Consider the following 20715-nt stretch of genomic DNA (forward strand, 5'->3'; position numbering starts at 1 on the left):
TCGATCTCTACCGGTCGGTGCCCGCCGGTCAGTGCCCTTCCGGTTCCTCCTCCAGGAGTCCCGCGTCGTAGGCGAGCAGCGCGATCTGCACACGGTTGTTGAGGTCGAGCTTGGCCAGGATGCGTGAGACGTGCGTCTTCACGGTGGGGACGCTCATGTAGAGGGCCGCGGCGATCTCGGCGTTGGCCAGGCCCCGGCCGACGGCGACGGTGACCTCGCGCTCACGGTCGTTGAGGTCGGTCATGCGTGCCCGCGCGCGGGTGCGACGCGTGTCGGCGGCGGTGCCGACGGCGTGCCGCATCAGCTGCCGGGTGACCGTGGGCGACAGGACCGGGTCACCGGCCGCGACCCGGCGCACCGCCGCGACGATCTCGGCCGGCGGGGTGTCCTTGAGAACGAACCCGGCGGCGCCGGCGCGCAGGGCGCGCAGCACCTGCTCGTCGGCGTGGAAGGTGGTGAGCACCACCACCTGCGGGGCGTCCTCGCGGGCGCGCAGCCGCTCCGTCGCCGTGAGACCGTCCACGGTCGGCATCCGGATGTCCATGAGCACGACGTCCGGACGAGTGCGGTCGACGAGCGTCTCCGCCTCGGCTCCGTCGGCGGCCTCGCCGACGATCTCGATGTCGTCGGCGCCGCCCATCATGAAGGACAACCCGGCCCGCACCAGCGGATCGTCGTCGACGAGGAGCACTCTGATCGCAGTCATGAGCGGTACGTGATCACGTCGGGCCCGGGCTGCGGGTCGGAACGGGAAGGGGCCCGGACGGGGAGAGGGCCGGGCGGGTGGAGAGGGGTCGGACGGCACAGGGGCCGGGCGCTCACCCCCACGGCAGCCACGCCCGTACCTCGAACCCGCCCTGCGGGGTGGGGCCGTGCTCGAGCCGGCCTCCGGCCAGCGTCGCCCGCTCCATGAGGCCGATCAGCCCCTGCCCGGAGCCGGGGACGGGCGGCACCTCGCCCTCGGGCGGCGGATTGTGCACACGGACGGTGAGCCCGGTGCCCGGTGCGCCGGTGACGGTCACCGCGACCTCCGTTCCGGGGGCGTGCTTGCGCGCGTTGGTCAGGCCCTCCTGGGCGATCCGGTAGGCGGTGCGGCCGACCGAGGGCGGGACGCCGGCGGGGTCCTCGACGCGGTGGTCGAGGGAGACCTTCATGCCGGCCTGCCGGGATTCGGCGACCAGGGTGTCCAGCGCCCCGAGGGTCGGCTGCGGCCGGCCCGTGTCGTCGGCCTCGCCCGCCCGCAGCACGCCGATGATCTCCCGCAGGTCCTGGAGCGCCTCGTGTGCGCTCTCCCGGATCACGCCCGCCGCCCGCGCCGTCTGAGCCGGGGGCGCGTCGGGCCGGAACTCCAGGGCGCCCGCGTGCACGCTCAGCAGGGTGAGCCGGTGGGCGAGCACGTCGTGCATCTCCCGCGCGATGGCCTCGCGGGCGAGCCGCTGGGCCCGCTCGGCCCGCAGCCGCACCTCCGTCTCGGCGCGCCGGGCCCGGTCCCGCAGGCTCAGCAGGAGCTGCCGCTTGGCCCGTACGAACATGCCCCAGCCGATGGTCGCCACGGTGAGCACCTCGACGAACACCACGCTCACCAGGTAGGGAAGATCCGCGTCGGGCCGCACCCAGTAGAAGAGCGGCACCTGCGCCATGTTGACGCCGCCCACCCAGGCCACGTAGCGGAAGGGGCGGTGCACGGCGAGGGTGAACAGGGCGATGAGGCCCGCGCCGCCCGCGGTGTCCGACAGGAAGCTGACGGGGGTCAGCGCCACGGCCAGCCCCAGCGGCCAACGGCGCCGCAGCCAGACGGCCGCACAGGCCAGTGCGCCCGCCACCTGGTCGACGACGGCGAGTCCGTCCGGTACGTGCGGGTTGCCGGCGAGGGCGTCGGCGGCCAGCGCGCCCACCAGCACGGCCAGCATGAAGCAGAAGAAGTCGACGACCCAGTCCCGGGCGGTGCGCCGGGGCCGCCGCCCGGGCCGGGCGGCGTCGGGGTCGAGTTCGTGCAGGAGGGCCGACGGGAAGAACCATCTGCGTCCGGTGAACAGTGCGGGTGTCTCCCCCACCGGCACCGGGGAGGCGTGCCCCACGTCGTCACCCGTCACGAGCGACCAATCTACGCAGTCGGCACCCTCCCCACCCGTGCGCGGGCGGGATCGTCGACCGAAGTCGTCACGACGCATACTTTCGATGCCGCCGCCGCGCGGCGGCGGGGACTTCCGTCGCCGTGCGCCCCTCCCGCGGCCGATGTGCGTGGGGGGTGCGCGGGACGACTCTGGTGGCATGAAGCAGGTACTGGAGATTCTCGGCTTCCTCGCCCTGGTCCAGGGCGTGGCCGGCCTGGTGCACGAGTTCACCGACTGGAACTGGGGCCTGGTGCAGCGCCTGGGGTTCCTCGACGGCTACGAGATCTACGCGAGCGTCGCGCTGCTCGTGCTGGGCGTCGCCCTGTTCGCGGCCGCCGGGAGCCGGAGGTCCGTCTGAGACACCGACGGACGTCCGGCCCCCGGGCGTCGGGGCTCAGCAGCCGTGGTCGACCAGGTCGAACGACTCGTAGTGGTCGGCCGTGTAGTAGTCCTCCTGGTTCTGCTCACCGGTGACGATGCGCCGGGCGCCGCGCGTGGAGGAGCCCGGGGTGATGACCGTGTACTCGTGGTAGTAGCCGGACGACTTGCCCGGCAGGACGCCCTCCCGGTTCTGGAAGACGGTGCCGTCCTGGTCGAACGGGTAGGGGCCGCCCTGCTCGATCAGGTCGAGCGTGTCATGGGCCTGGGACGGCAGGTCGCTGTAGCAGATGTCGCCGACGGCGGTGGGGGCGGCGTCGGCCGTGGTGGCGGAGACGGTTCCGCCGACGAGGAGGGCGGACAGGAGGACGGCTGCTGCGCCCAGCCGCGAGGCGCGTGGGGGGAAATTCATGACGCTCATGATGACGCGCGTAGACGCTGGCATGTCAATGACAAGCCAGGAGAATTTCCTGTGAAGCCCCGTCCGTTCGCGGGAAGTTCACCCTCGCTCCCGCCCCCTCACTGGGCGTTCGTCGAGAACAGCCCTCCCGTCGGGCCCTGCTTGTCGCCGCCCTGGGCCTTTCGCAGGGCGTTTGCGAGGCTCTCGATGGTGAGGGACTGCAGGATGACGCGGCCGTCGCCCTCCAGGGTGGCCAGGGACAAGCCCTCGCCGCCGAAGACCGCGTTCATCAGGCCCTGGCGGTTGAGGCCGCCGACGCGTTGGACGCCATAGCGGATGCCCTCCTCGAAGGCGACGACGCAGCCGGTGTCGACCTCCACGCGACCGCCGAAGTCGGCCGGGTTCAGGTCGATGAAGTTCCCCGCTCCGGCGATGATCACCGTGCCGCGTCCGGTGAACTTCTCCAGGACGAAGCCCTCGCCGCCGCTCCTGCCGGTACGGCCGCCCTGGAAGGCGACGCCGAAGTCGACGGTGGACTCGGCGGCCACGAAGGCGTCCTTCTCCGCGAACCACGCGCGCGTGCCGTCCAGCTCCAGCGCGCGCATCTCCCCGGGCAGCACCCCCGCGAAGCCGACGGTGCCCTCGCCGCCCTGGGTGGTGAAGTACTGGAAGGCCAGCGACTCGCCCGCCAGGACGCGCTGGCCCGCCTGCATCGCCGTGCCCATGGCCTGGCGCAGCAGCCCGCCCATGCCGCCGGAAGCGCTGCTGCCGGGCTGCGACTGACCGCCACCGCCCGACGGGCCGCCCAGGCGCGTCTCCATGGTCACGTTCGTCGTCTTGAACAGGAACTTCCCGGCCTCGCAGTACACCGTCTGACCGGGCTGCAGGCTGACGACCGCCATCTGCATGGCGTTGCCGACGATCTCTTGCTGAAGTGTCACGACCGGAGAACGGAGGAGGCGGAGGGAAAGGTTCCGGATGTGCTCCGGGCGGAGGAACTCGACGGCCGGGGGGCCTCGTCGGACCCGGGGGCGTGGACGGGCCGGGGGCCTTGAGGAGCCTGCGGACCTTGAGGAGCCTGAGGGCCTGAGGAGCGTGGGGGCCTCGTCGGGCCGGGGGGGGACCTCGACGTCCGTTCGCCGCCAGCGCCGGTGCCGTGCGGCCGGTGGGATGGACCCATGACTTCTCAAGGAACCCTGCACGGCAAGGTGGCTCTCGTGACCGGCGGGAGCCGCGGGATCGGCGCGGCGACGGCGGTCCGGCTGGCCCGGGAGGGCGCGGACGTCGCCGTCGGCCATGTGAACGGCAAGGAGGCGGCCCAGGACGTCGTACGGGCCGTGGAGGCGCTGGGGCGCCGGGCAGTGGCGCTGCGCGCGGACACGGGCGATGCCACGGAGGCGGCCGAGATGGTGGACGCGGCGGCGGAGACGCTGGGCCGGCTGGACATCCTGGTCAACAACGCCGGAGTGGGGGTGCTGGGTCCGCTGGAGGACCTGTCGCTCGCGGACGTGGACCGGGTCCTCGCCGTCAACGTACGGGGTGTCTTCCTGGCCTCCCAGGCTGCCGCGGCCTGGCTGCCCGAGGGCGGGCGGATCATCACGATCGGCAGCTGCATGGCCCAGCGGGTGCCGGGGCCCGGCGGGACGCTCTACACGACGAGCAAGGCGGCCCTGGCCGGTCTGACCAAGGCACTGGCCCGGGAGCTGGGCGGGCGCGGGATCACGGCGAACCTGGTCCATCCCGGCCCCATCGACACCGACATGAACCCCGCGGACGGACCGTTCGCGGCGGGCCAGGCGGCGATGACGGCGCTGGGCCGGTTCGGAACGGCGGAGGAGGTGGCCTCGATGGTCGCCTACCTGGCGGGGGCGACGTACGTGACCGGGGCGGAGTTCTCGGTGGACGGAGGCCACGCGGCGTGAGGCACGCGTGACATGAGGCATGCACGTCGTGAGTCACGCCCGGCTTCAGGCATGCACGTCGTGAAGCACGCGCGGCATGAGGGATGTACGTCCGAAGTGCGTGGGGCGCACCGGTGCTGTCCGGCCGGTGCGCCCCACGGGTCGGGTCAGCCGCCGAGCTCCTGGTGGCGGGCCGCCAGCCGGCTCGCGCCCTCCGGGGTCAGGGAGCCGAACAGGCGGAGCCTGGAGATGCCGCCGTCGGGGAAGATGTCCACGCGCGCGTGGGTGCCGACGGCCGGCTCCGGCAGGACGAAGCGGTGGTTGGTGTCGGGCTGGAGGCGGGTGCGGGGCAGGATCTCCTGCCACTCGCCGTCCTCGCCGTCCTTGACGGACACCGAGGCCCAGCCGGCGCTGTTGCCCTTGAGGTAGGCGGTGTCGATCTCCAGGGCGCGGACCCGGGCCTGCTCGGCCAGCCGGTAGCGGATCCAGTCGTGACCCTGGTCGCGCCGGCGGCGGGTCTCCCAGCCGTCGTCCATCTTGCGGGAGCGGCCCGGCTGGATGGTGTTGGAGGCGGGCGAGTAGAAGAGGTTGGAGGCGTCCTCGGCCCGGCCGCCGTTCTCCAGGGCGACGACGTCGAAGGTGCCCAGCGCCTCCAGCCACGCGGGGTCGGGGACGACCTCGCCGTGGACGCGCAGGCGGGCGATGCCGCCGTCGGGGTGCTGGTTGACCCTCAGGTGCGTGAAGCACTGCTCGACGTCCACGGCGAAGCCGTTCGCCGCGTGGCCGCCCACCGCGGTGCGCGGGACGAGGGTCGTCCACTTCACGTCGTCCCCGAGGAGTTCCTCCGGCGACGGGGAGCCCGGCACGCAGGTGCCCTCGACCGACACCGCCTGCGGGTAGTTGCCGCGGAAGTGGGCGGTGTCGACGACGATCCCGCGGATCACGCCCGGGGCGCCGAGGCGGACCAGCGCCCAGTCGTGGTCCTCCTCGGTCGGCCAGGGGTGGTCGGCGGAGACGCCCCGGCGGCGGCGGGTCTCCCAGCCGTCCATGATCTTGCCCTTGTGCCCGAAGTGCTCGGGGTCGAACGCGGCGGGCTCGGGCACCAGCAGATTCTCGCGCTGGGCGAAGAACTCGTCGTTGGCGGCGATGACACCGGCCCCGAGCCGCCGGTCGGCGAGGTCGGCGTACGAGGTGAAGGGGAAGTCGGCGGTGCGGTAGTCCGCGTACGGGTCGCCGCCTCCGTAGGGGTTCGCGTCGCCGGTGAAACGGGGAATCGCCGTCACGATGATCAGGTCTTCCTTTCGGGTGTCCGGGGTGGGATTCAGTTGGTCCGGGTGAGGAGCCGCCCCTTCGGTTCGGTGAACTCGCCGTCCGCGACGATGCGCTGCCCGCGCAGCCAGGTGGACTTCACGACGCCGTGCAAGGTCCTGCCCGCGTAGGCCGTGACCCGGTTGCGGTGCTGGAGGGCCAACGGGTCGACGGTGAAGGTCTCGTCGGGGGCGAGGACGGCGAAGTCGGCGTCGCGGCCCACCGCGATGGCGCCCTTGCGGTCGTCGAGCCCGACCAGTGCGGAGGTGCGCGCGGACATCCAGCGGACCACGTCCGCCAGGCCGTGCCCGCGCCTGCGGGCCTCGGTCCACACCGCGGCCAGGCTCAGCTGGAGTCCGGAGATGCCGCCCCAGGCCGTCGCGAAGTCGTCGGTCTTCAGGTCGGCCGTGGACGGGGAGTGGTCGGTGACGACACAGTCGATGGTGCCGTCGGCGAGGGCCTGCCAGAGCAGGTCCTGGTTGGCGGCCTCGCGGATGGGGGGGCAGCACTTGAACTCGCTGGCGCCGTCGGGGACTTCCTCTGCGGTGAGGGTCAGGTAGTGCGGGCAGGTCTCCACGGTGATGCGGACGCCCTCCGCCCGCGCCTCGGCGATCATCGGCAGGGCGTCGCTGGAGGACAGGTGCAGGACGTGCACGCGTGCGTCGAGGGCCTTCGCCTCGCGGATCAGCCGGGCGATGGCGGTGTCCTCGGCGTCCCGGGGGCGGGAGGCGAGGAAGTCGGCGTACTTCGGGCCCGGCTGCTGCGGGGCGGAGGCGAGCAGGTGGGGGTCCTCGGCGTGCACGATGAGCAGGCCGTCGAAGGCGGCGATCTCCGCCATGGCGCGGGCGAGGGGGCCCTGCTCCAGGTGCGGGAACTCGTCCACGCCGGACGGCGACAGGAAGGCCTTGAAGCCGAACACACCGGCCTCGTGCAGCGGCCGGAGCTCCTTGACGTTGTCGGGCAGGGCGCCGCCCCAGAAGCCGACGTCGATGTGCGCCTTGTCGGCGGCGACCTGCTGCTTGGCTCGCAGGTGCGGGACGGTGGTGGTCGGCGGGAGGGAGTTCAGGGGCATGTCGACGAGGGTCGTGATGCCGCCGGCCGCCGCGGCGCGGGTGGCGGTCCAGAACCCCTCCCACTCGGTGCGGCCGGGGTCGTTGACGTGTACGTGCGTGTCGACCAGACCGGGCAGCAGAACGTGGTCGCCCAGGTCCTCCAGACGGGCGCCCTCCGGTACGGGCGCGTCGTGCGGGAGGACGGCCGTGATCGTGCCGCCGGCCACCACGACGGATGCGGCCCGCGTTCCCTCGGGGGTGATGACTCGCGTCGAGCGCAGCACCAGTTCAGCGTCGGACACCCGGACCCCTTACTTCCAGCCACTTCCGCGTAACGGAATTCAACTTTCTGTTGAAGGAGTCTTCACTCCCTCTTTCGCGCAGTCAAGGGCACACTGGGCTGCGCCGCACTTCAGGCGGACACCCCTGGACGTTTCCATAAAGCGGAATTAAACTTCCAGCAAGCAGAACGTAGCTACGTACGAGCGGGGAGTCAACCGACCGCCGGGTAGGCTTCTGCCCTTCCCGCCCGCCCCGAAAGGAACGCGCCGTGCCGACGTCCAGCGCCAGCACCACCGACTCCGCCCGGTCCTCCGCCAACGGCGGCGTCCAGTCCCTGGAGCGCGCCTTCGACCTGCTCGAACGGATGGCGGACGCGGGTGGCGAGGTCGGCCTGAGCGAGCTGTCCGCGAGCAGCGGCCTGCCCCTGCCGACCATCCACCGCCTGATGCGCACGCTGGTGGCCTGCGGGTACGTACGCCAGCAGCCCAACCGCCGGTACGCGCTCGGCCCGCGCCTGATCCGCCTCGGCGAGTCGGCGTCCCGCCTGCTGGGCACCTGGGCGCGGCCCTACCTCGCGCGTCTGGTCGAGGAGACCGGCGAGACGGCGAACATGGCACTGCTGGACGGGGACGAGATCGTCTACGTGGCGCAGGTGCCCTCGAAGCACTCGATGCGGATGTTCACCGAGGTCGGCCGGCGGGTGCTGCCGCACTCCACGGGCGTGGGCAAGGCCCTGCTCGCCGGTTTCCCGCCGGAGGAGGTGCGGGCGCTGCTCTCGCGCACCGGCATGCCCGCCGCCACCGAGAAGACGATCACGACGCCCGACGGCTTCCTCGCGGCCCTGGAGGACGTGCGCCGGCAGGGCTACGCCATCGACGACAACGAGCAGGAGATCGGGGTCCGTTGCCTCGCGGTGCCGGTGCCCGACTCCCCCACCGCCGCGGCCATCTCCATCTCCGGCCCGGCGGGACGGGTCACGGAAGCGGCGACGGACAAGATCGTGCCGGTGCTCCAGCAGGTCGCGGGCGAACTGTCCGAGGCACTCGCCAGCCAGAGCCCCGCGTAACGGGTCGGCGCCGGGTCCGCACACGGGGCCCGCGCAGCGCTCCCCCTTTCCCGCGGCCCGCTCTGGACGCGGGCCTCACCCCTGACCCCGCACCGGCCCCCCGAAGAGATCCACCGCCCGCCGCACGTCCGCCAGTTCCGCGGACAGGGCGCTCACCGAACCGATCGCGCCCGCGATCAGCAGGAGGGAGCGACGCAGCCGGGGGATCTCGGGGATGCCGTCGACGGCCATGGCGGCCACCGCGGCGAGTTCCTCCTCGGCGATGGTCCGGTCGGCGAACTCGCCCGGATGGGCGGCCAGTCGGCGGCGTAACCGGGACACGGCCGCGTGCAGCTCCGTCACGCGCGGGTCGCCCCCGCCACGGGCCACGGGCCCCTGCCGCTTCTGCTCGACGCTCGGCACCACAGTCCTCCCCCTCGCACCTCGTCGTGCGCGTGCCGTTCCGACGCGAAGTCCCCCACACCGGGCACCCGTCCGGGGACCGGGCCGGTCGGTGCGGGCGACAGTAAACGACGCGGACCGCCAGGCGCCAGTCCATTGCGTCATCGACTTGTTTCGCTGAGTGACTCTCTGGCCCGGAGCGCACGCCTGTCCGACGCGCACCCCGCGCCGTCGCACCCCTGTACGGGGCGTGCGGTATGCAGGAGCCATGACGACACGGGAGACGACGGACGGGACGGGGGCGGTCGCGGGACTGCTGCTCGCGGCCGGTGGCGGGCGGCGGCTCGGCGGACGGCCCAAGGCACTGCTGCCGCACCGGGGGCGGCCCCTCGTGGAGCACGCGGTGAGGGTGCTGCGGGAGGGCGGCTGCGCGACCGTCCACGTGGTCCTCGGCGCACGGGCCGACGACGTGCGCGCCCGGGCCTCGCTGGCGGGTTGCGTCCTGGTCGACAACCCCGACTGGAAGCAGGGGATGGGGAGTTCACTGCGCGCCGGGCTCGACTCGCTCGCCGGCACGGGCGCCCGGGCCGCCCTGGTGTCCCTGGTGGACCAGCCCGGCATCGGGCCCGAGGCGGTCGCCCGGGTCCTCACGACGTACGAGGGCGAGGAGTCGCTCGCCTCCGCCGCGTACGACGGCGTGCGCGGCCACCCCGTGCTGTTCGGCGCCGCCCACTGGGCGGGCATCGCCGCGACTGCGACGGGAGACCGGGGGGCCCGCGCCTACCTGAAGGAGCATCGGCAGGACGTCGCCCTGATCGAGTGCGGGGACGTGGCCCGGCCCTTCGACATCGACACCGAAGCCGATCTGACCCACCTGGAGTGAGCGGGGTGGCACGGAGCGCCACCTTGCCTCGACTCAGAGAATCTCGACATCAACAGACGATTGAACTTCCACCATGAGGAAACTAGTATCCACTGTTCAGAAGCGCCCGACGGCTCTCAGGGCGTGGAACGCCGTATTCGGGAAGACTGGCACCCGGTGCCGAGCACGCCGGCTCGTCTTCACAGCTCGCTGAAGGAAGTGACCGTTCATGTCCGCTCCAGCGCCGTCCCCGCTGGCCATCGTCGACGCCGAGCCCCTGCCCCGGCAGGAGGAGGTCCTCACCGAAGCGGCGCTCGCGTTCGTGGCCGAGCTGCACCGGCGGTTCACGCCCCGGCGTGACGAGCTGCTCGCCCGCCGAGCCGAGCGCCGCGCCGAGATCGCCCGCACCTCCACCCTCGACTTCCTTCCGGAGACCGCCGCGATCCGCGCCGACGACTCCTGGAAGGTCGCCCCGGCCCCGGACGCCCTGAACGACCGCCGGGTCGAGATCACCGGTCCCACCGACCGCAAGATGACCATCAACGCCCTCAACTCGGGCGCCCGGGTGTGGCTCGCGGACTTCGAGGACGCCTCCGCGCCCACCTGGGAGAACGTGGTCCTCGGGCAGGTCAACCTGAGCGACGCCTACACCCGGAGCATCGACTTCACCGACCCGAAGTCCGGCAAGTCGTACGCCCTGAAGGCGAACGAGGAGCTCGCCACGGTCGTGATGCGCCCGCGTGGCTGGCACCTGAACGAGCGTCACCTCGTCGACGCCGACGGCACCCCCGTGCCCGGCGCGCTGGTCGACTTCGGCCTGTACTTCTTCCACAACGCCCAGCGCCTGCTGGACCTCGGCAAGGGCCCGTACTTCTACCTCCCCAAGACCGAGTCCCACCTGGAGGCCCGCCTCTGGAACGACGTGTTCGTCTTCGCGCAGGACTACGTCGGCATCCCGCAAGGCACGATCCGCGCGACCGTCCTCATCGAGACGATCACCGCCGCGTACGAGATGGACGAGATCCTCTACGAGCTGCGCGACCACGCCTCCGGCCTGAACGCGGGCCGCTGGGACTACCTGTTCTCCATCGTCAAGAACTTCCGTGACGGCGGCGCCAGGTTCGTGCTGCCGGACCGCAACGCGGTGACAATGACCGCCCCGTTCATGCGCGCCTACACCGAACTCCTCGTCCGCACCTGCCACAAGCGCGGCGCGCACGCCATCGGCGGCATGGCGGCCTTCATCCCCTCCCGCCGGGACGCCGAGGTCAACAAGGTCGCCTTCGAGAAGGTCCGCGCCGACAAGGACCGCGAGGCGAACGACGGTTTCGACGGCTCCTGGGTCGCCCACCCCGACCTGGTGCCGATCGCCATGGAGTCGTTCGACAAGGTCCTCGGCGACAAGCCGAACCAGAAGGACCGGCTGCGCGAGGACGTCGACGTCCGGGCCGCCGACCTCATCGCCGTCGACTCGCTGGACGCCAAGCCGACGTACGCGGGTCTGGTCAACGCCGTGCAGGTCGGCATCCGTTACATCGAGGCCTGGCTGCGCGGCATGGGCGCGGTCGCCATCTTCAACCTGATGGAGGACGCGGCCACCGCCGAGATCTCCCGCTCCCAGATCTGGCAGTGGATCAACGCCGAGGTCGTCCTCGACAACGGCGAGCAGGTCACCGCCGAGCTGGCCCGCAAGGTCGCCGCCGAGGAACTGGCGAACATCAGGGCCGAGATCGGCGACGAGGCCTTCGCCGCCGGCAACTGGCAGCGGGCGCACGACCTGCTGCTGAAGGTCTCCCTCGACGAGGACTACGCCGACTTCCTGACGCTCCCGGCGTACGAGCAGCTCAAGGGCTGACCCGGAAGGGCTGACTCAGCCCGCGGACGGCTTCTCCGAGTGGCCCAGGGACTTCCCCGGGGCCACTCGGTCGCGTACGGCCTTCTTCACGGCCGTCGGCTCCGGGAAGCCCTGCGTGCGACGGTCCCAGACGACCTCGTCGCCGACGCGGACGACGAACACCCCGCCCGTACCGGGTTTCAGGGCCAGTTCCGTCAGTTCGGCCTCGAACGTGGTGAGCAACTCCTGCGCCAGCCAGGCCGCGCGGGGCAGCCAGCGGCACTGCGTGCAGTACTCGATCTCGACGCGGTCGCTCATCCGAGGTGCACCGACCAGTCCTGCCGGGCCGCGGGCTTGCCGTGCAGGTCGGGGACCTGCCGGAGCCACGCGGGGCGTCCCTGCTGGTTCTTCGCCGTCCTCAGGGCCTCCTCGGCGGCGAGCTCCTCCCGGCTGGGGAAGTCGGTGGGCAGCCAGGCCGCGGAGGACCGCACGCGGGCGTGGAGGTAGGCCACGTAGGCCGCGCGCACCTCGTCGGCGGTGGCGAAGCCGGGCTCGTCCGCCAGCCAGGCGTCCGGGACCTCGGCGAGGATCCGCCGCAGCAGATCCTCGGTGACCCGGGGCGCCAGTTCGGCGTCGGCCGCCCGCACGTCGGGGGCGTGGTGGCCGAGGGCGTGGTGCCTGAAGTCGTAGGCCTTCGCCGGGTCGGAACCGTCGGAGCCGTCCCAGCGGTGGTGGAAGACGAGGGCGGCGCCGTGGTCGATCAGCCACAGGCTCGGGGGCGTGACGCCGAGGGTGGGCCAGAGCATCAGGTTGGAGCTGTGGACCGTGCGGTCGACGTTCACGGTCAGCGCGTCGAGCCAGACGATCCTGCCCGCCTCCAGCGGATCGACGGGGAAGACGCGGGCGAGCTCCGGTGTGAGGTCCCGGGCGCCCGGCAGGTAGTCCATGCCGAGGTTGACGCCCGCGCTGGCCGCGTGCAGGCCCCGCACCTCCTGGTGCGGCTCGTCGTCGGCGATGGCGGGGTCGAAGTGCACCAGGACCAGCTCGGGGAAGCGCAGGCCGAGGGCGCGGGCCAGTTCCCCGACGATCACCTCGGCGACGAGCGCCTTGCGGCCCTGCGCGGAGCCGGTGAACTTGACGACGTACGTGCCGAGGTCGTCCGCCTCGACGACTCCGGGGACCGATCCGCCGGACCGCAGGGGTTCGACGTAGCGGGTCGCGGTGACCTCTCTCAGCATGGTCCAGGCTCCACGGAGGGCAGAATCCGAAGGGCCATGGTAACCGGGCGGGACGGGCCGGGCGGGACCCCGCCGCCGGGGGCCCGCCCGGCGTCAGGATGCCGCGGGGGTGGCCGGCCGGGCAGGCGCCGGCGACCGGACCGCGTCCATGACGAAGCCGCTGCGGACCCGGGTCGGCATGCGGTTCAGCGGGATGCGCAGGTCCTGGTCGGGCACCTCGTACTCGAGGCGGGCCAGTCGCGGTACGAGGGCGCGCAGCAGCGCGATCGTGACGTCCTCGCCGGGGCAGCGGTGGCCGGTGGTCCGGTCGCCGCCGCCCTGGGGGATCAGTTCGTCGCCCTCGGGCGGCCGCTCGAGGAACCGCCGGGGTTCGAAGGCGTACGGCCGGGCCCAGAGGGCCGGGTCGTGGTTCTGCCCGTACAGGTCGAGCAGGACCAGCGTGCCGGCCGGGATCGGTTCGCCGCGCCACTCCAGATCGGTGACGGCCCGGCCGCCGACGAACGGCGCGAAGGGGTAGAAGCGCCGCAGCTCGTGGGCGAACGCCACGGCGTGGGCGGGGTCGTCGCCGGTCAGACGGTCCCGCAGGTCCGGCCGCAGGCGCAGCGCGTGCCCCGCGTAGGTGACGAACCAGCACACCGCGACGGTCGGGCGGATGACGTTGAGCAGTTCGACGGCTGCCGTGTGCGGGTCGAGGAGCCGCCCGTCGGCGTCCCGGTGCCGGACGACCCCTTCCAGCACCGACCCGGCCGGCGCGGTGGCGGTTCCCGTGCGTACGTCCTCGACCAGACGTCCCAGCCAGGTCTCGCAGCGGGCCCGTGCCCGGCGGGCCCGCCAGTGGCGCGGCCCGGGCGTGGCGAAGCCGTCGACCATGGCGACGAGGTCCCGGGCCAGTGGCCCGACGTCCTCGACGACGATGCCGGCCCACTGACACACGCCGCGGGTGAGCACGCGGCTGGTCTCGTCGAACAGCACGACCCGGCGGCCTGACCAGGACTCCACCGCCTCGTCCCATGCGGCGGCGACGCGGTCCACCAGGCCGGCGACCGCCTCCGCGCCGGTGAGCAGGGACAGGAACAGTTCCTTGCGCACGCGGTGGTCCGCCCCGTCCAGGGTGTGCACGGCGCCGTGCCCGAACAGTGTGCTCAGCACCGGTCCGGGCAGCGCCGACCGGCGTTCCACGTGCCGCTCGTCGTAGAAGAAGCGCACCGCCTCGGGGCCGTGCAGGGCGACGGCCGGCTGTCCCATGAGCCGGGTGCGCACGAGCGGGGCGGTGGTGCGGCGCCTCCGGTCGGGCAGCCACGTGTATCCCTTGGCGAGGAGGGCGAGGGAGCTGTCGGCGATCAGTGGGCGGCGGCCTGATGTCATGGCGCGGCGAGTGCCCGCGGGCCCAGCCGGGAAACGCGGCCGACACCCGCGCGGGCGCGGGTGTTCACGGGCCCCGCGCGCGGGGGCGTGCGCCGCGGGTTCACGCGCGCGGGCGGGCGGTTCAGAGGCCATCGTGCGCGAGCGTGGGTGTGGACAGGCCGTCGCGCGCGGGGGCGGGTGCCGTGCGGGGGCGGGTGCCGTGGGGGTCCACACAAGGGGGTGGTCCGCGGCCGTCGGGCGCGGCCGGGGGTGTTCACAGGCCCTCGCGCTCGCGGGCGGACACTGCGGGTTCACGGGCGGGGGCGGGTGGTCAGGGGCCGACGTGCGCGGGTGCGGGTATCCCGTTCGCCCTCCCGCGCGGGCGGGAGCCCGCCTACGGTCGGCGGCAGCGGGGTCCGCCCTGCCCCCGGCGGGACGACGGCTCTTCGACGGGACGACGACCAGGCATGTCACCCACCCGCTCCGTTTGTGGCCGGTGGCGGTGGGGACCCGGCGGGACATGAGCGCACCCCCACCTCGCCGGCTGATGCGGCAGAACCGGGTCCTGTGGCTGCTGGACCGCCTTGAGCGGGACTCAAGGGCCGACGGACTGATCGAGACGCTCCGCAAGGGCGTGCGGGCGCTGCCCCTGCGGTCCGGCAGGGACCTGCTGCACGGCAGGTGGCTGGGCCACCCGGTGCATCCGCTGATGGTGCAGGTGCCGATCGGGAGCTGGCTGTCCGCGGCCGTCCTGGACCTGCGGCCCGGCCGCTCGCGCGAGGCGCGGCTGCTGGTCGGGGTCGGACTGGGCGCCGCGGCTCCCGCGGCCCTGGCGGGCTGGGTGGACTGGGCGGAGCTGCACCGCCCGCAGCAGCGCGTCGGACTGGTGCACGCCCTGTCCAACACGGCGGCCGTCAGCCTGTACGCCACCTCGCTCGTCTGCCGTGCCCGGGGACGCGAGACGGCGGGGCGGGCGTACGGCTTCCTGGGGCTGACCGCGGTCGGACTGGGCGGCATGCTGGGCGGCCACCTGGCCTACCGGCAGGCGTCCGGCGCCAACCACGCCGAGGAGGTCCCGAACGTCGTCTCCCGGGGCTGGCACCGGATCGGGGCCGTGGCCGACTTCCCGGCCGGTGAGCCGGTGCGGCGCAGCGTGGACGACGTGCCGGTGCTGGTGGTGCGCGAGAGCGGCGGGGAGATCCACGCGCTCGCCGAGCGGTGCAGCCACCTCGCGGGGCCGCTGTCCGAGGGCACGGTCGCCGACGGATGTGTGCGGTGCCCGTGGCACGGCAGTGTCTTCCGGCTCTCGGACGGCTGGAACGTCCGCGGACCGGCCACCGCACCCCAGCCGTCCTTCGAGACGCGGGTCGTCGACGGCCATGTCGAGGTGCGGCTGCGTCATCAGAACGGCGGGGAGCCCGCCCCACGAGGGAACGAAACGCGATCGGGGGCGGCCCATGGGCGCGGCGACCATGGCTGACAGTCGCCTTGCGCGGCGGCTGCGCGGAGCACTCCAGCGCACCGGCCGGGCCTACGCGGCGGGCCACGACCGTCCGCTCGGCGGTTATCTCGCGGCCATGACGGGCTTCACGGCGTTCACGGCAGCCTGGGCCACGGCGGTACGACGCAGCGGGCGCCCGCTGCCGGAGCGGCCCGAGCCGTGGGACGTGGTCCTGACCTCGGTGGCCACCTTCCGGCTCAGCCGGCTGCTCAGCAAGGCATCGGTGACCAGCCCGCTCCGTGCCCCGTTCACCCGGTACGTCGGGCCGCAGGGTCCCGCCGAGCTACACGAGGAGGCGCAGCCCGAGAGCGGCAAGCACACCGTCGGCGAGCTCGCCACCTGCCCGTTCTGCATGAGCGTCTGGGTCGCTTCCGCCCTGACCGCCGGCCAGGTGCTGTGGCCGCGCGCGACCCGTACGGCCATGGGCACCCTCACCGCCCTGGCCGGTGCGGACACGCTGCAACTGGCGTACGGCGCGCTGATGGACCGGGCGACCGGCGAGGACTGACGACGACCGACGAGGAGGCCGAGCGCCGTCCCGCCGGGAGTTCGGTGGCCGCACCCCCTTGTCGGGTCGTGGGGCATCGCGGGCGCCGCGTTCGCGGGCGCCGCACTGGCCTCCGCGGTCGTCTTCGGGCTCTCCGCCCGGGGCGGCTACCGGCAGAACCGGCTGGTCCTCGGCGGGATCGGCATGGCCTCCGGCACCTCGGCCCCCATCAGCCTGCTCATCGTGCTCACCGACCCGTTCAACGCCACCAAGGCGCTGCCCTGGCTGTCCGGTTCGACGTACGGGCGGACCACGGCGGACTTGCTGCCCGTCGCGCTCGTGCTGGCGCTGGGCCTGGCGGTCGCGGTCGCCCGGCGTACGGAGCTGGACCTCGTCTCCCTGGACGAGGACACCCCGCGGCTGCTCGGCCTCGGACTCCCCCCGGCCGGGCTGGGCTTCCCGGTGGTGGGCGTGCTGCTCGCGGCGAAGGCCGTCGCCTCGGCCGGCACGATCGGTTTCGTGGGCCTGGTGGCCCCGCACGCGGTCCGGGCCCTGGTGGGCCGACGGCCTGTGCGGGTCGTCCCCGTCGCGGTCCTGCTCGGCGCCGCGCTGGTCTGCACCGCCGATCTGCTCGGCCGGACCGTGATCGCGCCCGCCCAGCTGGGCGCCGGGCTGATGACGGCGGTCGTCGGCACGCCGTACTTCCTGCACCTGCTGGTGCGCGGCCGGAAGGCGACATGAAGCCCTGGACGACATGAAGCCCTGAAGAGTCATCAATGCCCGACTCGCCCGAAAAGTGCCTGTTGTATGGATGCACGCACAACGGAGCGGGGGAGCATGGCCAAGGACGTGACGGACTCGGGCCCGCCGCCGGAGGCGAGCCTGAAGCCGGACGCCATCGGGTTCGTCGACGCGCTGGTCATCGGGCTCAACTCGACCTCCCCCGCGTACTCCGTGGCGGCGGTGATCGGTCCCGTCGTGGCGCTGGTCGGCATCTACGCGCCCGGTGTGATGCTCGCGTCGTTCGTGCCCATGCTGCTGATCGCCTCGGCGTTCTACTACCTCAACAAGGTGGACCAGGACTGCGGCACGACGTTCTCCTGGGTCACCCGTGCCATGGGGCCGTGGGCGGGCTGGCTCGGCGGCTGGGCCATCACGATGACGGGCGTCCTGGTCGTCGGTTCGCTCGCGGACGTGGCCGTGACGTTCTTCCTGCTCGCCGTCGGCCTGGACGGCTGGGCCGGGAACGACGTGGTCCGCCAGGTGCTGACGGTGCTTCTCATCGTGGTGATGACGGCCGTCTGCGTGATCGGCACCGAGCTGTCGGCGAAGGTGCAGAACGTCCTCATCCTGGCGCAGGTCGCCTGTCTGCTCGCCTTCGCCACGGTGGCGCTCTACCGCGTCTACGCCGGCACCGGCACGCTCGACGCCATCGATCCGGAGCTCAACTGGCTCGACCCGTTCGGGGCGGGCGGGGCGTCACTGACCGCGTCCCTGCTGCTGGGCGTCTTCATCTACTGGGGCTGGGAGTCCGCGGTCAACCTCACCGAGGAGGTCGAGGACTCGGCCACCGCCCCCGGCAAGGCGGCCGTCTGGTCGACGGTGCTGCTGCTGGTGACCTATGTCGCGGTCGCCTTCGCGGTCGTGGCCTACGCGGGCACGGACTACCTCGCCGAGAACGCGGCGGAGGAGGAGTTCGTCTTCGCGCAGCTCGCCGAGGAGGCCATGGGCGGCTGGGACTGGGTGGTGCTGCTGGCGGTGTCGACGTCCGCGCTGGCCTCCACGCAGACCACGATCATCCCGGCCTCGCGCACGGGCCTGTCCATGGCACGCCGGTACGCGCTGCCCTCGCGCTTCGGCCACATCCACCCGCGCTTTCGCACCCCCGCGGTGAGCACCTGGTGGGTCGCGGGCATCGCCATCGTCTGGTACCTCGTCCTGTTCCATCTCAGCGAGAACGCCCTCTTCGACTCCCTCACCGCCCTGTCGCTGCTGATCGCGTTCTACTACGCCCTGACGGGTGTGGCCTGTGCGGTCTACTACCGCCGCCAACTGACCCGCAGTGTGCACAACTTCCTCCTGATCGGCCTCGGACCGCTGATCGGCGCGGGGCTGCTGGCCTGGCTGCTGGCGGAGTCCGTGGCGGACATGTCCGACCCCGACAACTCCTACAGCGGCGTCTCGTGGTTCGGGATCGGTCCGCCGCTCGTCATCGGCATCGGCATCGTCGTCGCCGGCGTGATCCTGATGGTCGTGCGGCGGCTGATGGCGCCCGCCTTCTGGTCGGAACACCCGAGCGTGGTCGACCCGTCCCTCGTCGACGGCAAGGAGTCCTGAAGAGGTCGGTGGTCCCCGGCTTCGAGGGGTCCCGGGCGCTGTGAACGCCCTGCGCGTGGGGCGAGAGCCCGGTGGGCGGGGCGCTGCCGGGCTCGACCCCGTACAAGCTGCTGCACCTGTCGAGCGTGCCGGTGCTCTGTGGGCCGGCGACGAAGTGATGAGGCTCCGTCACACCGGCCGAGTCCTGCGGCCCTGTCGTGAGCCCTGTCTCATGAGCCGTCGGCGGCGCGTGCGGTGCGCGGGCTGAAGACGTACAGGCCGAGGATGTCCGGCAGGGGCGCCACACCGGGGCCGCCCTCGCGCACCCAGGAGACGACGTCCTCGGTGGCGGCCGGGTCGTTGACCAGTCCGAGCCACACCGGACGGCCCCCGGCGGCCCGGCCCGCGGCGGAGGGCCGGACGACGACGACATTGGCCTGATCGCAGACGTCGAGGCAGTCGGAGATCCGCACCGGCGCGGCCTCGCGCAGGCGCTCGGTCTGGGCGGTGTGGTCGACGCCGGTGACCTTGGGGCTGCCGCAGCAGCAGTCCCGGCAGACGACGATGCGGCAGGGGACCCCTGCGTCAGGCGTCGCGGACATGCCGCCCCCTCCCTCGCTGACCGTTGTGATCATCTTTCCATGCGGGCGCCGGGCCCCGTGCGTCAGGTGTTCTGCGCGAGCGGGTTGGGCAGGGGGCGGTAGCGGGCGTCTGCGCCGTCGGCGCCGGTCCAGCGCAGCAGCAGGTTGGTCTTCGCGGGGAGCGTCGGCGAGGCGAGCAGGGCGGGGATCTCGGGGAGGTCGTGCCGGGCGAACTCGCGGCGGGCCGCGGGCCAGGGGTCGAACCCGGGATGGCGTTCGGTGAGGGCGCCGGCGATCTCGATGAGGTGGTTGACGACCAGGCAGTACACGAGCCGCTCCCAGCCGGCCTGCCGCGGCACGTCCGCGAGGAGTTTCACGCCCTCGGCGTCCCGGTACAGCGCCTGCACCGGCAGGCCGTCGGCGTCCACGGCGACCAGGGTGTTCTGCAGGTGGGCCTCGATGACGACGCCGTGCTCGGCGAACGCCGTGAGCGCCGGGGGCACCACCTGGGCGAGGTACGCGGTCCACCAGGCACCGGGGTCGGCGGCGCGGTCGAGCGGACTGTCGTCGAAGCCCTCGACGAGAGCCGCGGCGAGCACCGGGGCCGCACCGGGCAGGAGGCGGCCGCCGAAGCCGTCGCGGACGAGGACGGCCAGGGCCTCGAAAGCGAAGCCGGCGGTGCGGTAACCGCGGTCGCCGAGCCACGCCGAGGGCCCCTCGCACGCCGCGAAGGCGGCGCACACGGCCGCGTCGGTCCTGCGCAGGGCGAGCAGGTCGTGGCGCCACAGGCGGCGGATGTCGTTGGTGATGCGCACGTCCAGGCTGAACTTGAGGAAGAGGTCCCACTCGGGCGTGTAGAGCGTGCGGATCGCCGCCGTGGGCCAGGCGTCGAAGGCGGTGGTGCCGAGCCGGATCAGCCTGCCGTCCGCGAACGCCCCGGCGAGTTCTCGCGCGGCCAGGTCCAGCTGCCAGGGGTGGGCCGGGAGCAGCCGGTAGCCGGGCGGGGCCGCGCCGAGGGCGTCGAGGGCGGAGGTGTCGCCCTCGTCGACGACGGTGTCCTCGCGCAGGCCGAGCAGCACCAGCGGGAAGCGGGCGTACGCCTCGGGCGCGTACGGCAGCCACTCGGTCTCGGGGCCGCCGCCGCGCGCCTTGGGGGCCGGGTGGTGGGTGTGGCCGGTCAGGAGGGACTGCTCGGAGCGCAGGTAGAGGTCGTCGGGCGGGGTGGCCCGGGCGCGGGCGGCGAGCAGGGCGGCCACGACGTCCCGGCTGTCGAGCATCTCGGCGAACAGTTCGTGGTTGGACAGCCCGGTGTACCGGCGCAGTTCCTCGGCGACGAGCTTGACCAGTTCGGTGTGATCGAGGCGGTGCCAGGTACCGGCCGCCTCGATCTCCGGCTCGACGGGCCGCCGGGTACCGCGCACCCGCAGCAGCCGGTCCGAGGGCAGCCGGTGGACGCGATGGTCGCCCTCCCGGCGGACCGGCCGGGCCACCTCCCGCAGCAGGCAGTTCAGCAACGGCACGGCGGCGCGGGCGTCGGCGAGGCACCCGGTGTCCGGGTCGGCACCGTGGGCCGAGTCGTCGTCGGCGGGCGGGGGCATGAGGTCCACGCGTTCCACTCGTCCCTAGGGTCGTTCCAGCGTGCCGGGCGGCGATGATCAGTATGTCGGTCG

At 73.0% G+C, this 20715-nt stretch carries 20 protein-coding genes and 2 pseudogenes; 10 read left to right on the plus strand and 12 right to left on the minus strand.

The genetic code is table 11. From position 1 onward, the window contains the following. Positions 1-28: 28 nt before the first annotated feature. Together ACFZDI_RS29775 and ACFZDI_RS29780 are read right to left on the minus strand one after the other, a co-directional pair. The gene (locus ACFZDI_RS29775) at positions 29-706 is read right to left on the minus strand and encodes a response regulator (protein ID WP_391254606.1); all 678 of its coding nucleotides are present in this window, start codon (positions 704-706) and stop codon (positions 29-31) included. A 112-nt stretch (positions 707-818) separates the two neighbouring features. Then, the gene (locus ACFZDI_RS29780) at positions 819-2093 is read right to left on the minus strand and encodes a histidine kinase (protein WP_391254609.1); all 1275 of its coding nucleotides are present in this window, start codon (positions 2091-2093) and stop codon (positions 819-821) included. 178 nt (positions 2094-2271) lie between these two features. Here ACFZDI_RS29780 and ACFZDI_RS29785 point away from each other — a divergent pair, with 178 nt between their 5' ends. Continuing rightward, a complete protein-coding gene (locus tag ACFZDI_RS29785) occupies positions 2272-2472 on the plus strand; it encodes a hypothetical protein (RefSeq protein ID WP_234845681.1) in 201 nt (66 codons plus the stop codon). A gap of 36 nt (positions 2473-2508) precedes the next feature. Here ACFZDI_RS29785 and ACFZDI_RS29790 read toward each other — a convergent pair whose 3' ends face one another. Further along, positions 2509-2904, minus strand: a complete 396-nt coding sequence (locus tag ACFZDI_RS29790; protein ID WP_391255261.1) for a ribonuclease domain-containing protein — start codon at positions 2902-2904, stop codon at positions 2509-2511. A gap of 107 nt (positions 2905-3011) precedes the next feature. Beyond that, on the minus strand, positions 3012-3833 hold the full coding sequence (locus ACFZDI_RS29795) for an AIM24 family protein (RefSeq protein ID WP_391254612.1): 822 nt from the start codon (positions 3831-3833) through the stop codon (positions 3012-3014). Positions 3834-4070: 237 nt separating this feature from the next. Here ACFZDI_RS29795 and ACFZDI_RS29800 point away from each other — a divergent pair, with 237 nt between their 5' ends. Next, complete coding sequence (locus ACFZDI_RS29800; RefSeq protein WP_234845684.1) at positions 4071-4814, plus strand: 3-oxoacyl-ACP reductase family protein; 744 nt, start codon at positions 4071-4073, stop codon at positions 4812-4814. A 146-nt stretch (positions 4815-4960) separates the two neighbouring features. Here the strand turns inward: ACFZDI_RS29800 and alc are convergent, their stop codons facing one another. Continuing rightward, entirely contained in the window at positions 4961-6076 is a 1116-nt protein-coding gene (gene alc, locus ACFZDI_RS29805) for an allantoicase (protein WP_391254614.1), read from the minus strand. Between the two features lie 38 nt (positions 6077-6114). Next, positions 6115-7455, minus strand: coding sequence for an allantoinase AllB (gene allB / locus ACFZDI_RS29810; RefSeq protein WP_391254616.1), 1341 nt, complete (start codon positions 7453-7455; stop codon positions 6115-6117). A gap of 248 nt (positions 7456-7703) precedes the next feature. Between allB and ACFZDI_RS29815 the strand changes: the two genes are divergently transcribed. Continuing rightward, positions 7704-8501: an IclR family transcriptional regulator gene (locus ACFZDI_RS29815; protein ID WP_161369035.1), complete on the plus strand. Its 798-nt coding sequence runs from the start codon at positions 7704-7706 to the stop codon at positions 8499-8501. 75 nt (positions 8502-8576) lie between these two features. Here the strand turns inward: ACFZDI_RS29815 and ACFZDI_RS29820 are convergent, their stop codons facing one another. After that, a complete protein-coding gene (locus tag ACFZDI_RS29820) occupies positions 8577-8903 on the minus strand; it encodes a DUF5955 family protein (protein WP_391254619.1) in 327 nt (108 codons plus the stop codon). A gap of 247 nt (positions 8904-9150) precedes the next feature. On the opposite strand from ACFZDI_RS29820, the gene ACFZDI_RS29825 reads away from it, so the two are divergent. Both ACFZDI_RS29825 and aceB read left to right on the plus strand, forming a co-directional pair. Next, entirely contained in the window at positions 9151-9765 is a 615-nt protein-coding gene (locus ACFZDI_RS29825) for an NTP transferase domain-containing protein (protein WP_234845688.1), read from the plus strand. Positions 9766-9973: 208 nt separating this feature from the next. Then, positions 9974-11599: a malate synthase A gene (aceB, locus tag ACFZDI_RS29830; protein WP_391254622.1), complete on the plus strand. Its 1626-nt coding sequence runs from the start codon at positions 9974-9976 to the stop codon at positions 11597-11599. A gap of 15 nt (positions 11600-11614) precedes the next feature. Here aceB and ACFZDI_RS29835 read toward each other — a convergent pair whose 3' ends face one another. The 3 genes from ACFZDI_RS29835 to ACFZDI_RS29845 form a co-directional block, all read right to left on the minus strand. After that, positions 11615-11896, minus strand: coding sequence for a SelT/SelW/SelH family protein (locus ACFZDI_RS29835; RefSeq protein ID WP_361110328.1), 282 nt, complete (start codon positions 11894-11896; stop codon positions 11615-11617). Then, entirely contained in the window at positions 11893-12816 is a 924-nt protein-coding gene (locus tag ACFZDI_RS29840) for a HipA family kinase (RefSeq protein ID WP_391254624.1), read from the minus strand. Before ACFZDI_RS29840 ends, ACFZDI_RS29835 begins: the two co-directional genes overlap by 4 nt. 93 nt (positions 12817-12909) lie before the next feature. Continuing rightward, complete coding sequence (locus tag ACFZDI_RS29845; RefSeq protein WP_234845692.1) at positions 12910-14181, minus strand: cytochrome P450; 1272 nt, start codon at positions 14179-14181, stop codon at positions 12910-12912. A 526-nt stretch (positions 14182-14707) separates the two neighbouring features. On the opposite strand from ACFZDI_RS29845, the gene ACFZDI_RS29850 reads away from it, so the two are divergent. The 5 genes and pseudogenes from ACFZDI_RS29850 to ACFZDI_RS29870 form a co-directional block, all read left to right on the plus strand. Further along, positions 14708-15640, plus strand: a complete 933-nt coding sequence (locus tag ACFZDI_RS29850) for a Rieske (2Fe-2S) protein (RefSeq protein ID WP_234845746.1) — start codon at positions 14708-14710, stop codon at positions 15638-15640. Beyond that, the gene (locus ACFZDI_RS29855) at positions 15633-16169 is read left to right on the plus strand and encodes a DUF1360 domain-containing protein (RefSeq protein ID WP_234845693.1); all 537 of its coding nucleotides are present in this window, start codon (positions 15633-15635) and stop codon (positions 16167-16169) included. The genes ACFZDI_RS29850 and ACFZDI_RS29855 overlap by 8 nt, the downstream gene beginning before the upstream one ends. A 54-nt stretch (positions 16170-16223) precedes the next feature. After that, positions 16224-16889: pseudogene (locus tag ACFZDI_RS29860) on the plus strand (iron chelate uptake ABC transporter family permease subunit); the annotation flags it as partial. Positions 16890-16985: 96 nt separating this feature from the next. Then, the gene (locus ACFZDI_RS29865; protein ID WP_391254627.1) at positions 16986-18485 is read left to right on the plus strand and encodes an amino acid permease; all 1500 of its coding nucleotides are present in this window, start codon (positions 16986-16988) and stop codon (positions 18483-18485) included. A 56-nt stretch (positions 18486-18541) separates the two neighbouring features. Continuing rightward, positions 18542-18643, plus strand: a pseudogene (locus ACFZDI_RS29870) (universal stress protein); the annotation flags it as partial. A gap of 51 nt (positions 18644-18694) precedes the next feature. On the opposite strand, the gene ACFZDI_RS29875 reads toward ACFZDI_RS29870, so the two are convergent. Continuing rightward, positions 18695-19066, minus strand: coding sequence for a (2Fe-2S) ferredoxin domain-containing protein (locus tag ACFZDI_RS29875; protein ID WP_234845695.1), 372 nt, complete (start codon positions 19064-19066; stop codon positions 18695-18697). A 62-nt stretch (positions 19067-19128) separates the two neighbouring features. Beyond that, the gene (locus ACFZDI_RS29880; RefSeq protein ID WP_391254631.1) at positions 19129-20661 is read right to left on the minus strand and encodes an IucA/IucC family protein; all 1533 of its coding nucleotides are present in this window, start codon (positions 20659-20661) and stop codon (positions 19129-19131) included. Positions 20662-20715 lie beyond the last annotated feature (54 nt).

Origin of the sequence: Streptomyces sp. NPDC007907, from assembly GCF_042959365.1 — a bacterium.
Taxonomy (GTDB): domain Bacteria; phylum Actinomycetota; class Actinomycetes; order Streptomycetales; family Streptomycetaceae; genus Streptomyces; species Streptomyces indiaensis.